General features: G+C 51.4%; 10 protein-coding genes. 9 read left to right on the top strand and 1 reads right to left on the bottom strand.

Annotation, left to right across the window (positions count from 1 at the left end; all coding sequences use genetic code 11):
* Positions 1-454: 454 nt before the first annotated feature.
* Entirely contained in the window at positions 455-1,165 is a 711-nt protein-coding gene (locus KU854_RS04680; RefSeq protein WP_218357305.1) for a helix-turn-helix transcriptional regulator, read from the top strand.
* A 53-nt stretch (positions 1,166-1,218) separates the two neighbouring features.
* On the opposite strand, the gene pdxH is transcribed toward KU854_RS04680, so the two are convergent.
* On the bottom strand, positions 1,219-1,857 hold the full coding sequence (gene pdxH, locus KU854_RS04675; protein WP_054780023.1) for a pyridoxamine 5'-phosphate oxidase: 639 nt from the start codon (positions 1,855-1,857) through the stop codon (positions 1,219-1,221).
* A 139-nt stretch (positions 1,858-1,996) separates the two neighbouring features.
* Between pdxH and KU854_RS04670 the strand changes: the two genes are divergently transcribed.
* The 8 genes from KU854_RS04670 (at position 1,997) to KU854_RS04635 (ending at position 13,410) form a co-directional block, all read left to right on the top strand.
* A complete protein-coding gene (locus KU854_RS04670) occupies positions 1,997-3,826 on the top strand; it encodes a sensor histidine kinase (RefSeq protein WP_218357535.1) in 1,830 nt (609 codons plus the stop codon).
* On the top strand, positions 3,801-5,108 hold the full coding sequence (locus KU854_RS04665; RefSeq protein ID WP_218357304.1) for a sigma-54-dependent transcriptional regulator: 1,308 nt from the start codon (positions 3,801-3,803) through the stop codon (positions 5,106-5,108). The genes KU854_RS04670 and KU854_RS04665 overlap by 26 nt, the downstream gene beginning before the upstream one ends.
* Positions 5,109-5,287: 179 nt before the next feature.
* Positions 5,288-6,688, top strand: a complete 1,401-nt coding sequence (locus KU854_RS04660) for an HlyD family type I secretion periplasmic adaptor subunit (RefSeq protein WP_218357303.1) — start codon at positions 5,288-5,290, stop codon at positions 6,686-6,688.
* 73 nt (positions 6,689-6,761) lie between these two features.
* Complete coding sequence (locus tag KU854_RS04655; protein ID WP_218357302.1) at positions 6,762-8,081, top strand: TolC family outer membrane protein; 1,320 nt, start codon at positions 6,762-6,764, stop codon at positions 8,079-8,081.
* A 2-nt stretch (positions 8,082-8,083) separates the two neighbouring features.
* A complete protein-coding gene (locus tag KU854_RS04650) occupies positions 8,084-8,677 on the top strand; it encodes an OmpA family protein (RefSeq protein ID WP_218357301.1) in 594 nt (197 codons plus the stop codon).
* A gap of 16 nt (positions 8,678-8,693) precedes the next feature.
* Positions 8,694-9,362 (top strand): transglutaminase-like cysteine peptidase, encoded by a 669-nt coding sequence (locus KU854_RS04645; protein WP_054779999.1) that lies wholly within the window; start codon positions 8,694-8,696, stop codon positions 9,360-9,362.
* A 6-nt stretch (positions 9,363-9,368) separates the two neighbouring features.
* Positions 9,369-11,300, top strand: coding sequence for a bifunctional diguanylate cyclase/phosphodiesterase (locus KU854_RS04640; RefSeq protein ID WP_218357300.1), 1,932 nt, complete (start codon positions 9,369-9,371; stop codon positions 11,298-11,300).
* On the top strand, positions 11,293-13,410 hold the full coding sequence (locus KU854_RS04635) for a type I secretion system permease/ATPase (protein ID WP_218357299.1): 2,118 nt from the start codon (positions 11,293-11,295) through the stop codon (positions 13,408-13,410). Before KU854_RS04640 ends, KU854_RS04635 begins: the two co-directional genes overlap by 8 nt.
* Positions 13,411-13,442: the final 32 nt, after the last annotated feature.

The following is a 13,442-nucleotide window of genomic DNA, read 5'->3' as shown; positions in this document are numbered from 1 at the left end:
CCTAAAGCCCGCTGATGCGGGCTTTTTTTCTTTGTTTTTGCCAATGGACAATTTCCCAGACACCATTGTCTGTACATCTTAAAAACGCGATCAAGTTCTCTAATAAGAAACTGATTAATCAATAAATTACAAAATAGTCCAATCCCCCCCTGTCCGGTTTTCTGGCTGCTGAGTATAGTGTTTTCCGAACAGCGGGGTACTTGGTTATCCCGCAGTTTCATCACTGAAATTTACCTCGGTGAACCACTTGCTCCCGTGTCCAAACCCTCGAGCACGGAAATGAGTGGCCTCTTCTACACGTCGAACAGGAAATACTCGATTTGAGTAAGACTTGTCTTTACCGGCTCCCTACGAGCCGGTTTTTTTATGCTATAAAACTCTTAATTTTCATATTTTTACTGTAAAATACATCCAATTTACAATACATCGCCCTATAAGTAAGCATCCTACAGCTATGTTTGACCAAGCCCTCCCCCCTACACAACTTATTGCCCTGTTCGAGCAACTCCCGGGATGCTGGGGATGCAAGGATACGCAGTCCCGGTTTGTTCACGTGAATAAAGCCTACGCCAATCTGGTTGGGGTCAGCTCACCCAATGCTTTGGTCGGGCAAACAGACGATGATTTACCCGGGAGATTGGCAAGCTGCGCCGCCAGGTTCCAGCAGCAGGATAAACAGGTTCTGGCAACCGGACGCCCTATGCGTGTCCTGAACATCCACCCCTACGCAAACGGAGACTGGCAAGCCCATGTCTTTACCAAAATCCTTTGGAAAGATGACTGTGGGCGTGTATTGGGCACCATTTTTCATGGTCAGCCACTGGATGAAAACCCGATGCTGGAAGTGGGACAATGGTTGTGCAAAGCCTTTGAAGGACAAGGCGACGCTGCCTTTTCAACCCACAGGGCTGACTTGTCCGTCCATCTTTCCAACCGCGAATCTGAAGTGCTGTTTTTTCACCTTTATGGCAAAAAGCCACAGTTTATTGCGCACGCACTCGGAGTGTCGGTCAAAACCGTAGAAAACCATTTTGCCAATTTACGGGTGAAGCTGGGCGCGGGCAGTAAGACAGAAATCGTAGACAAGGCGTTAGAGCTCGGGGTTGGGTGTAAAATCCCTGCCTCTTTGCTCAACCAACAACTCACGATGGTGCTGGCCAACTAATTGCGGCAAACAAACAGGGTCAAAAAAAGCAGCCGAAGCTGCTTTTTTGCAATTTATGGCGCTAAGCGCTCAATATCCCATTTTCCGTTCTCTTCGTCCTGGTAAACGAAGCGGTCATGCAGGCGGTGCTCACCACCTTGCCAGAATTCGAATGCTTCAGGCTTAACACGGAAGCCTCCCCAAAATGTCGGCACCGGCACTTCCCCTTTCTCAAACTGCTGTTTGAGCTCCATGTATTTGGACTCAAGTGCGGAACGCGCGGTAATTCGCTCACTCTGGCGGCTCGCCCATGCGGCAAGCTGGCTTTCTTTTGGACGGGAGAGGAAGTATTTCATCACTTCCAGCTTACTCAGCTTTTCAGCGCGCCCCATGATGTGCACCTGTCGCTCAAGAGGGTGCCAGGGGAAATGGAGGCTTATCTTGGCATTATGGGCCAGTTGTTTTGCTTTACGGCTACCGAGGTTGGTATAGAAGATGAAACCATCACTGCCGACATGTTTTAGCAGCACAATACGTTGAAAAGGCTGGCCATTTTCGTCAACAGTCGCCACTGTCATGGCTGTCGGGTCTGGAAGCTTGGCATCAATGGCTTGTTTGAGCCAGTGCTCAAAGAATTGAACAGGGTTTTCCGGCAGGTCTTTGCGTCTCAAACCGCCTTGGTTATATTCTCTGCGAATATCATACAAATCCATCGTGGTGCTCCGAATACGTTTTTCGCCATTGTGAGGTGACCGATGGCATTTCTCAAGCGAATTTGCCCAAGATAGACAGGAACAGTGCGTGTTACCGGCACTCTTCATCCAGAAAGCACCACACACATGCAGGGAAGCCATGCGCCGACACTCCTTTATTATCGCCGTCACTTTGTTCGGGATTGCCCTGGGCGCAATGGTGGCGGCTTTCACCTATTATTCGGTTGAAAAGCGCTTTATCAAAGATATCGAAAACGATGTCTTCCAGTTACAGGAGAAGCTCGCTGCCGAACTGGCGCGATACAGCGAAATTCCCGTTGTCCTTTCTACTGATCCACGCTTAAAGCGGTTGCTCCGTGTTCCTAACAGCAAACGCTTATCCAGCGGCACCAATCAATTGCTCGAAGACTGGAACGCCCGCTTAAACAGCGATGTTATCTATCTGATGGACGAAGAGGGCCAGACACTGGCAGCCAGTAATTTTGCCAGCGACAGCAGCTTCGTCGGTTACAACTACAGCTACCGCCCATACTTCCAACAAGCCATTGAAGGCAACAAAGGCCGCTATTATGCGTTAGGCGTGGTGTCTGATAAACGCGGCTACTACTTTTCTTACCCGGTATGGGACGGCGACACCATCAGCGGTGTCCTCACCTTGAAAGTCGATTTGTCCATCATTGACCGCATCTGGGATCAGCAGCAATTCGACTATCTGATTGCCGACCCGCTGGGCGTCGTCTTCTACAGCTCCCGTGACGAATGGCTCTACCAAACACTGCCCATTCTGACCGAGACGCAAAAAGCCGCTATCCGTGACTCGCGCCGATACGGTAAATCCACACTGGAAAGCCTCACTGCCTACCATGAGTTGGAAGAGATAGAGCCCTTAACCACACTCGACATCGGGTATGAAGAAATCGGCCGGGAGCATGTGTTGGTCTCCAGCACCGATCTAGGCAGTGCGGGTTGGCGTATTTATGGGTTTACCCCTACCAGTCAGGCATGGCCGATCGTGATTCAGTCTGTGCTGCTGTTTTCCACCTTCTACGTGCTGTTGGCTCTGGTGCTTACCGCTTGGCTGCAAACCGTGAAAGCCCAGCGCAAACTGGCCCTACTCAATGATGAGCTGGAGCAAAAGGTCGCTTCACGTACAGCGAGCCTTGAAGATACCAACGCCAAACTCCGCGAAAGCATCACCCAGTATGAAGAAACCCAAAAAGCGCTGCGCCAGACAGAAAACGAACTGATCCAGGCCGCCAAGCTTGCCATGCTGGGCGAGCTTTCCGCCAGTATCAACCATGAAATCAACCAGCCGCTGGCGGCGATGCGCACCTACACCGAAAACAGCATCAAACTGATGGAAAAGGAACGTTTTGATGCGGTGAAAGGGAACCTCACTACGCTCAACGAATTGATTGGCATGGTGGCAGACATTGTTGCCCGCTTTAAGATCTTCGCCCGCAAGCAAAATGCCGGAGGCAAAGCCCGCGCCAACCTGGACGATGTGCTGTCGGCATCGCTAAAACTCTCTTCGGCCAGCTTTATCAAGAAAGGGATCCAGATAGCCTGCCACAAGCCGGAAAAAGGGATAATCGTCAATGCCGATACGGTGCAACTGGAACAGGTAATTCTTAACCTGCTTAACAACGCTTCCCACGCAGTTGAACATGCCTCGATGCCGGAAATCGGCATTACTGTCGAAACCTTTCTCGACCGGGTTTCCATTCACGTATGGGACAACGGTGCCGGACTCGACAATGACTCTAAAAAGCAGGTATTCACCCCGTTCTACACCACCAAACGGGATGGTCTCGGCCTTGGCCTGACAATTTGCCGCCGGATTATTGAAGGCTTTGGCGGTACCCTGCAGGTCGGCGATCACGCCAGTGGCGGTGCCGAATTCACCATCAGTTTGCAGCGGCTCTATGAAGGAGAACAACCCAATGACCCCGGAAATATGGATCATTGATGACGAGCGTTCTATTCGGGACGCCCTGAGCCAAACACTCGACATTGAGGGCTTTCACGCAAGGGCCTTTGCTTCAGCCAAAGAAGCATTAGGCCAACTGAACAATGCGTTTGAAGGTGTCATCATTTCGGACATCAACATGCCTGTCATGGATGGCATGGCGTTTTTACAACACGCACTGGGCATCGATCCGGAATTGTCGATTGTGATGCTGACAGGGCACGGCGACATTTCAACGGCGGTATCCGCCATGCGAAAAGGTGCCTATGACTTTCTGGAGAAGCCCTTTTCAACCGATCACCTGATGGATGTGTTGCGTCGGGGCATTGAAAAGCGCGCATTGGTACTGGAAAACCGCGAACTGAAACGCGAACTGGAAACCCAAAGCGCCCCCGGCCCCCGCATTCTGGGGAATTCGGAATCTGTCAAATTGCTACGCCGGACAGTGTTTTACCAAAAAGATCAGACCGGAGACATCCTACTACAGGGTGAACGCGGCACCGGGAAAGAACTGGCTGCGCGGCTAATCCATGATCAGGGAAACCGGCAAGACGAGCCGTTTGTGGCCGTAAAATGCCGCCAGCTCCCGGAAGCCCTGTTGGATATCGAGCTTTTTGGCTCCGATCAGCACGGTTTCGCGACCCTGCCAGGTTATAAAAACAGCAAGGTGGCGGCGGCGGGAAAAGGCACCCTTTTTCTCGACGGCATCGAAGCCCTGCCAGCAAAATCGCAGGCCCGGCTCTCTGAGTTGCTGGCAACGGATGAACGCCCACGGATCATTGCTTCAAGCCGGGTTGATCTGGCCCAAAGCGCCGGGCAAGGCAAGTTTAATCCGGCGCTTTACCAATCGCTTTCGACGCTCAAGCTCCATTTCCCTCCTTTGCGCGAACGGCAAGAGGATGTGATCATGCTGTGCCAGAACTTTGTCCGCACCATTGCGTCACGCTTCGGGGTTGCCCCGCCAAGTGTGGATGCCGACCACAAAGCGATGCTGCTGCAACATTCCTGGCCCGGCAATGTGCGAGAGCTGCGAACCTTTGCAGAACGCTGGGTGTTGATGGGCGAAATTTCCCTCGATGATGCACAGGGGGATGGACAGGATAAGGAGCATGACACCCTTTCCGACCGCTTGCTCAAAGTCGAACGCGCTATATTGTTTGATGCGCTTAACCGGCATAACGGCATGCTCAAAGAAGTACAAAACGAGCTAGGTCTTGCCCGCAAAACACTCTATGAAAAACTAAAAAAGCACCATCTGGACAAAGAAAATTTCAAGGGCTGATCTCAGCCCTTTTTTACATCATTCCGCTCACAGACTGGCTTCACGCTCCTTTCCTGCATTCTCTCCATTGAGAAAAAAGCGCCTACTCAATATCGGTACACTGTTCGCAATTAGTGAGAATCCGATAGATAAACTACGCTTTTATAAGTGCTTTAGTGGAATTCATGGTCGAGAAAACAATGACAACAAATAAACAGTCTGAAACCAGACTGCCTGCCAATGAGCACCTTGATTATATCGATGACAAAACGGCAGCCTTGCTGCTCACTTCACCTAAAAGTGCCCGGGTGCTGCTGTGGGTGATCGCACTGTTTATCACTGTTTCCGCCGTTTGGGCAGCGTATGCGGAATTGGACAAAGTCACTGTTGGTCAGGGAAAGGTGATCCCTTCTTCCCAGCTCCAGGTGGTACAGAACCTTGAAGGCGGTCTGGTTAAGGAGTTGTTGGTACGCGAGGGCGACAGCGTGACAAAAGGTCAGCAGCTTTTGCTGATCGACGACACCATGTTCCGTTCAGACTTCCGTGAACGGGTACAGGAACTGACCAGTTTGCAAGGGGATGCCGTTAAACTCAGCACCCTGCTCAACTCCGTGTCCGTCAATCCGGAAGTGGACGTGGCTAACTGGCAAAAATCGGTGTCCGTCAAAAGCAACGAATTGGTCTTTGAACCGGATTTTATTGAAGAGCACCGCGCCGTGGTGTCTCGCCAGCGGGCGGAATACCGGGACAAGCTCAACAACCTGCAAAACCAGCTTTCAGTAACGGCTCAACAAATCCGTCAAAAGGAGCAGGAGTTGATTGAGGTGAAGGCTCGGGTTCAAAACCTCCGTCAAAGCTACAACTATGCCCGGGAAGAGTATTCCATCACCAAACCCTTGGCAGATGAAGGTGTGGTACCACAAATCGATCTGTTGAAATTGCAGCGCCAGGTCAACGACACCAAACGGGAGTTGTCGACCGCGGAACTGTCACTGCCCTCAATCAGCTCTGCCTTGCAGGAAATGGTGTTCAAACACATTGATGTGGCGCTGAAATTCCGCGCAGAGCAGCAAGAGCGCTTAAGTGATGTGGAAGACAAACTGCTGGCGATGACCGAAACCCGCGTGACCCTGGCTGACCGGGTAGAGCGAACCGTGGTGGTCAGCCCGGTGGACGGCACCATTAAGAAATTGCACGTCAACACAGTAGGCGGCGTTATCCAGCCGGGTATGGATTTGGTGGAAATCGTGCCGAGTGAAGACAACCTGCTGATTGAGGCCAAGATCGCCCCGCAGGATATCGCCTTTTTACGGCCAGGCCTCGACGCAGTAATTAAATTCAGTGCCTATGATTTTACCGTGTACGGCGGCTTGAACGGGATACTCGAAACGATCAGCGCCGATACCATTCAGGATGAAGAAGGTAACAGTTTCTATCTGGTGAAAATCCGAACCGAGTCCAACAACCTCGGGGATGGCGAGGAGTTACCGATTATCCCGGGAATGACGGCATCAGCCGACATCATTACCGGAAAACGCAGCGTGCTGGATTACCTTTTAAAACCAATACTGCAAGCGCAGAAATCCGCACTCCGCGAATAACAAACATAAACAGGGATCGGTCAGATCCCGGTGATTTGGCGTTCTGTCGCTGCCTTTCATGGGGGAATGTGTTTTGAACTGGAAAAAGTTAACCATTGCATCGCTGGTCAGCGCTATGTGCGCACCCGCTTGGTCGATGTCTGTCGAACAGGCTGTCGCCACCACGCTGGCAACCGATCCGGAACTGAAAAGTGCATTCAATGACTTTATGAGTAACCGGGAAGAGATAGACGCCGCCCAAGGCGACTACCTGCCCGACGTCAATTTGAATGCGGGTTACGGCTACGAGCGCATTAATAACAGCACCACAAAGGCAAGCGGCGATAAAAACTTCAACCGCAAGGATGCCAATATCAGCCTGACTCAGCTTATCTGGAATGGCACGGCACTGAACAATATCGACCGCACAGAGTTTGAAGCAGAGGCGCAGCGCCATCAATTGCTCTCAGACGCTCAGGACAAGTCTTTGCGCGTCACGGAAACTTACGTCTCCGTGTTACTGGCCAAGCAATTACTTAAACTGTCTGAAGACAACGTGAAGGTGCATGAAAAAATGCTGGCCGACATTCAGCGCCGCGCTGAATCAGGTATTGGCTCCACGGCGGATTTGTCTCAGGTAGAGGCACGTGTCGCCCGTTCTATTTCCAATATGCTGGCGGCGCGCAGTAACCTTGACGATGCCCGTACCGAGTTTTTCCGTCTGGTTGGCACTGAGATCGACGAGCCGGTAGACCCGGAAGTGGATGCGCTGTATTTGCCCAACTCACTTAATGACGCACTGGACGTCGCTTACGCCAACAACCCGGTGATCAAGCTGGCAACCTACGATATTGAAGCGGCGCGCGCACAGTATCGCCAGAACAAAGGCAATATGTACCCATCACTCACCTTTGAAGCCAGCCAAAATTGGACCAATGACGCTAACGGTGTTGAAGAAAACACGGACGAATTCAGCGCCATGCTCAGGCTACGATTTAACCTGTACAACGGCGGCTCTGACACTGCAAATGTGCGCCGCAGCGCCTACCAGCTAAATAAATCCAAAGATATTTACGACAATGCTTCACGTCTTTTGCGGGAAAGTACGCGCCTGGCCTGGAGTGCCTACGAGCTGACAGAGCAACAAAAGAAATACCTGGCAGAGCACGTAGACGCGGCCTCTGAAACGGTCATTGCATACGAAAAGCAATTCCTGATTGGTCGCCGGACTTTGTTGGATTTGCTCAATACCGAAAACGAACTGTTTGAAGCAAGGCGTTCCTATTTGGATGCCCACTACGGAAACATCACCGCCAAATACCGCGTCCTGAACAGCATGGGCAATCTGCTTGATGCCCTGCGAGTGGATGTACCGGAAGAATGGCTTGAACCGGTAATTGATGAAGAAGGTTAACCATGAAACACGTTTTGTTATTCAGCAGCATTCTCCTGGCACTTGGCGGGTGTTCCCTCTCCGCCGATACGCCTCCCCTCGCTGAGCAACGTTCCAATTTGTTGGATGACGACAGTGACGGTGTGATCAACGCGCGTGATTTATGCGATGACACCCCTTTAACAGCAGTTATCGATAATGACGGCTGTCCAACATACCTTTTACTGGAAAGTGACAATTCAATCAGAGTCCAGTTTGCTAACAACTCTGCAATTGTCGAACCTGCTTACCGTGAAGCACTGGACAAAATGGCCCAATTCCTTAAGCTTTACCCCGAAACCTCGCTTGAACTTCAAGGACATACAAGCTCACCCGGTTCGGAAGACTACAATCAAGACCTGTCTGTTCGCCGAGCCGAAGCTGTAAAGTCAATTTTGATCGAGCAAGGTGCACCCGAAGCGCGCGTTAACATCGTTGGCCTGGGTGAAGGCGCGCTGATGCTGCCGGACAATACGGAAACGACGCAGTTGGTCAATCGCCGTGTTGTTGGTCGCGTAAAAGGTTTTAAAGGGGAATTTAAGGAAGCATGGACCATCTTTACCCAACGGAATCAATAACAGTTGAGGTAGCCTAATGCGCAAGCGGGCGATACTGTTTGGGCTGTTTCTGTTGCCGTCTATCGTGACGTTTGCGCTGAACAACAGTGATGCGCAATGGATTGACAAAGTGGCGAATTTCTATGGAGAGAGAGCGGGTAAACGTGTCGCCGCATGGCGAAATGTTGTCACCGAATCTGCCGAACTCTCCGAACTGGAAAAGCTCTCCGCCGTGAACAACTTTTTCAATCAGCTCTACTTTGTCAACGATATCGACTTGTGGGGAAAGAAGGATTACTGGGCGACACCTCTCGAGTTTTTGGGAAGTGCCGCTGGTGATTGTGAAGATTTCAGTATTGCGAAATATTTCACTCTCCGGGAGCTAGGGATAGACGATAAAAAGCTTCGCCTCGTCTACGTTAAAGCCATCAAACTGAACCAGTTTCATATGGTGGTTGCATACTATCCCTCGCCGTCCTCAGAGCCGGTTCTGCTCGACAATATTGACCCCGAAATCAAACAGGCCTCAAAACGCAGAGACCTACTCCCTGTTTACAGTTTCAACGGTAGCAGGCTGTGGCTCATGAAAGAACGTGGTAGAGGTGAGCTCGCAGGAAACTCCTCGCGACTGGGATTGTGGAATGATCTCCGGGCGCGCATGGGTTCTGTGAAGCTAAACAGACCGATCAAAAACTATGATGGGTAAACGTCTATGACTTTATACCGGCAATTGTTTACATGGATGTTGGCGATATTCTTCCTGCTTATTCTCGCAGTGACAGGGGTTGAACTAAACACCACTCGTAATTTTCTCCTTACCCAGCAAACGGCTGAGGTAAATAACACTATTAACTCGATGGGCCTCGCCCTCGCGCCTTACCTTGAGCAGGATGACAAAGTCGCTACTGAATCTGTTATTAATGCCTTATTTGATGGCGGTTTCTACCAGGAAGTGCGCCTCAAAATGCTGTCTGATGGCAGTGAAATCGTCCGGGAATACCCGATAACGGTGGAAGGCGTACCTGACTGGTATACGTCGCTAGACCTTTTCCCTGTCATTACTGAAGAGCGCACCTTTACTAGCGGCTGGCTTCAGCTGGCTGAAGTAAAAGTCGTGTCTCACCCAGGTTATGCCTACAAGGAAATGTGGCGCTCAACCGTACAACTGGGTGTTTGGATTGGCATCCTGTTTGTCACCGCCATGCTGATCATCGGCTTGCAGTTAAGCCGTTCACTGCGTCCGTTGGCAACCATCACTTCCCGTGCCCGGGAAATCGCGCGCAATAAGTTTGGCGAGCCTATCCCACTCCCACCGACCACAGAACTGAAAACCGTGGTTCAGGCCATCAACCAAATGAGCAGCCAGCTGGAAGCTTACTTTGAACAACAGGCCAAGGAAGCGGACCGTCTTCGTGAACACGCTTATCGCGATACGGTTTCCGGTTTGGGTAACCGCAGTTTCTTTGTCGGTCAGTTGAAATCCTGGCTGGCAGAATCTGCCGTCGGTGGCCTGATTATGATGAAAGTAGACCTCATCACAGACACCTACCGCAACCAGGGCTTTGAACAGGGCGACACCTTGGTCAGTCAGTTTGCCAAGAAAGTGAACACGACACTGACCGATGCCGACTGCACTGCGTCACGTATTTCCAAGGATGAGTTTGCCATTCTGGCACCGAACTGCGGCGCAGAAGATCTGCAAATGATTGGCGAAAGCATCATGGCGATTGTCAACGACATGCAGCATGATCCGATGGGTCTGAGCCCACCGAAAGTCGCCATCGGTCTGGCGGTCAATAATTCTGACAACCGGGATGCGAGCGTGCTTTTGGCGCAGGCGGATAACGCCCTGACCCAGGCGCGTAATACGCCGAACCATCCGTTGTCCATGATTGACCAGACCGCCAATGATTCTTCAATGGGTAAACAGCAGTGGAAAGCGCTTATCCTTGATGCTATCGCCCATGAGTGGTTCGTGTTCAAATTCCAGTCAGCCTCAACCTCGGATAGCAAAGTTATCCACCAAGAGGTGTTCTCAGCGATTGAGAAAGGCTCTGATTACTATGGCGCAGCGCACTTCCTGGGGGCCGTCGAGCAACTCGAGCTTGGCGAATCCTTTGACCGCTACGTTGTCAGTCACTTGATTGAGCGACTGACTGATGATGCGAACCTGGGGCCTGTTGCCGTCAATCTGACGCAAAACAGTGTTACCAATGCGTCCTTTATTCGCTGGCTGACTACGACCATGCAGAAGCACCGCAGCCTGGCCGGTCGTCTGTTCTTCGAAATCCCGGAAAGTGTTTTCGTTCGCTACCCAGACCACGTCAGTTTGCTGACAGAGCAAGCACACCGTTTCAACTTCGGCTTTGGTGTCGATAACTATGGACGCAATTTCCAGTCGCTGGATTACCTGAATAAATTCAAGCCTTCATACGTGAAGATTGACTTTGCTTACACCAGCAACCTGGACGACGAGTCGCAAAGCCATGTGCTAGCCTCAATATGTCGTACCGCGCACAACCTGAATATCACCACTATCGCTACCCGAGTGGAAACCGAAGCCCAGCTTAACAAGCTGTCTGAACTGTTCGTTAACGGTTTCCAAGGTTTTATCTTCGAGAAGAAATCAGAGAATCATGGTTAAAGACCCGCTGCTGCAATCTTTGGTGTACGTCAGCCGATATTTCGGTCAATCCAACTCTCCGGATGCGTTGGTATCCGGCTTGCCCATTTCGGACGGCTACCTCTCTCCTTTCCTCTTTCCGCGCGCTGCGGAAAGAGCGGGGATTGACGCCAAAGAAAGCCGCATGCCCCTTAACAACATTTCTCCTATGCTCTGCCCGTGTATCCTGCTGTTAAAAGACAATCAGGCATGCGTGCTGCAGAGCATTAACCACGCTACCGGTGAAGCAGAGGTGGTTGAACCGTTGACGGAAACCACACCGGTCACCAAGAAAATCGACCTGCTCAATGAAGAGTATCTCGGCCGCGTTTTCCTGCTGAAAAAGCAGTTCAGATATGATGAACGTTCACCCGAGATTCTCAAGGAGCGTCAGGGCCACTGGTTCTGGAGTACACTTTGGGAGTCCCGCTCTATTTACCGAGATGTGCTGATCGCTTCGATTTTTATCAATGCCTTTGCGATTGCCACGCCTCTCTTTTCCCGTATTGTCTACGACAAAATTGTTCCCAATCTTGCCTTCGACTCGCTCTGGGTGCTGGCAACCGGGGTTTTCGTGATTTTCATTTTCGACCTGGTGTTGAAAATGCTGCGAAGTTATTTCATCGACATATCCGGGAAAAAATCAGATTTGCTGATCTCCGCGCGTATCTTCCAGAAAGTGATGGGGATCCGTATGGAGGCAAGGCCGCCTTCGGTCGGCGCCTTCGCGCGGCATATGCAGGAGTTTGAATCGATACGGGATTTCTTCACCTCGGCCTCGGTATCGGCGCTGATAGACTTGCCGTTCGCATTGTTTTTCCTTTTCATCATTTGGATAGTCGCCGGGCCGTTGGTGATTGTGCCTATTGTGGCCGTGTCGATACTGGTTATCCATGCCATGATTATCCAAAAACCGCTGCGCCGCACCATTGAAGAAGGGTCCCGACTCTCCTCACAGAAAAACGCCAACTTGATTGAAAGCCTGGCAGGGCTCGAAACCATCAAGCTTTTTGGTGCGGAAAGCCAGTTTCAATACCGCTGGGAAGAAGCTGTCGCCCACATGGCAAACTGGGGGATCAAAACCCGTCGCCTGACAGATTCAGTACAAAACGCTGCGGGTTTTATCCAGCAATTTGTTAACGTTTCAATGATTGTGTTTGGTGTGTACCTGATTGCCAATGGCGATCTCACCATGGGTGGTTTGATTGCGGCAACCATGTTGAGCTCACGTGCAGTCGGTCCTATGGTGCAGCTGTCTTTACTTTCTACCCGTTACAATCAGGCCAAATCCGCCATGGCGATCATCAGCCAGCTGATGGATATGCCGTCTGAGCAGGAAGAGGGCAAACGCTACATCCACCGCCCAATCATTCGCGGTAAAATTGAGTTCGACAGGGTTAACTTTAGCTATCCGAATTCCGATGTCGCCGCGCTGCGCGATGTTTCGCTGACCATACTCCCCGGTGAGAAGGTTGCCATCATCGGGCGGATTGGCTCTGGGAAAACAACATTAAGCAGGCTGCTGATGGGCCTGTATCGCCCTACAGAGGGCTCAGTAAGAATTGATGAGACCGACATCAGCCAAATCCACAATATCGATATCCGGCGCAATATAGGCTGCGTACCGCAAGACCCGGTGTTGTTTTTCGGGTCTATCCGCGACAACATCACACTAGGTCGTCCATTGGCCGATGACAGAGACATCATTGATGCGGCAAACCGCGCCGGTGTCACTACCTTTACCCAGCGGGATCCCGCCGGGCTTGAGCGTCAAGTCGGTGAAGGCGGCAACCAGCTGTCCGGTGGCCAACGCCAGTCGATTGCCATTGCTCGCGCCATGTTGGGGCGCCCTCCGGTACTGATGATGGATGAACCTACCAGCGCCATGGATAACCGCACGGAACAATACATCAAGCAGCAACTCTCCTCATTACGCCGCGATGAGACCCTCATCCTGAATACCCATAAAACCGGCATGCTGGATGTCGTTGACCGTATTATTGTGGTTGAGCAAGGCTCCGTGGTCGCTGACGGCCCAAAACTCGCTGTGCTTCAGGCACTCAAAGACGGGAAGGTGCAAAAGGCCGGTTGACCTCCCTCACCTGCGAAAACACAAAAAGCACC

Source organism: Enterovibrio paralichthyis (assembly GCF_019209835.1).
In the GTDB taxonomy this organism is placed as follows: domain Bacteria; phylum Pseudomonadota; class Gammaproteobacteria; order Enterobacterales; family Vibrionaceae; genus Enterovibrio; species Enterovibrio paralichthyis.
Note: the sequence above shows the minus strand (reverse complement) of the source record. Positions and strands in the feature narration are given on the sequence as shown.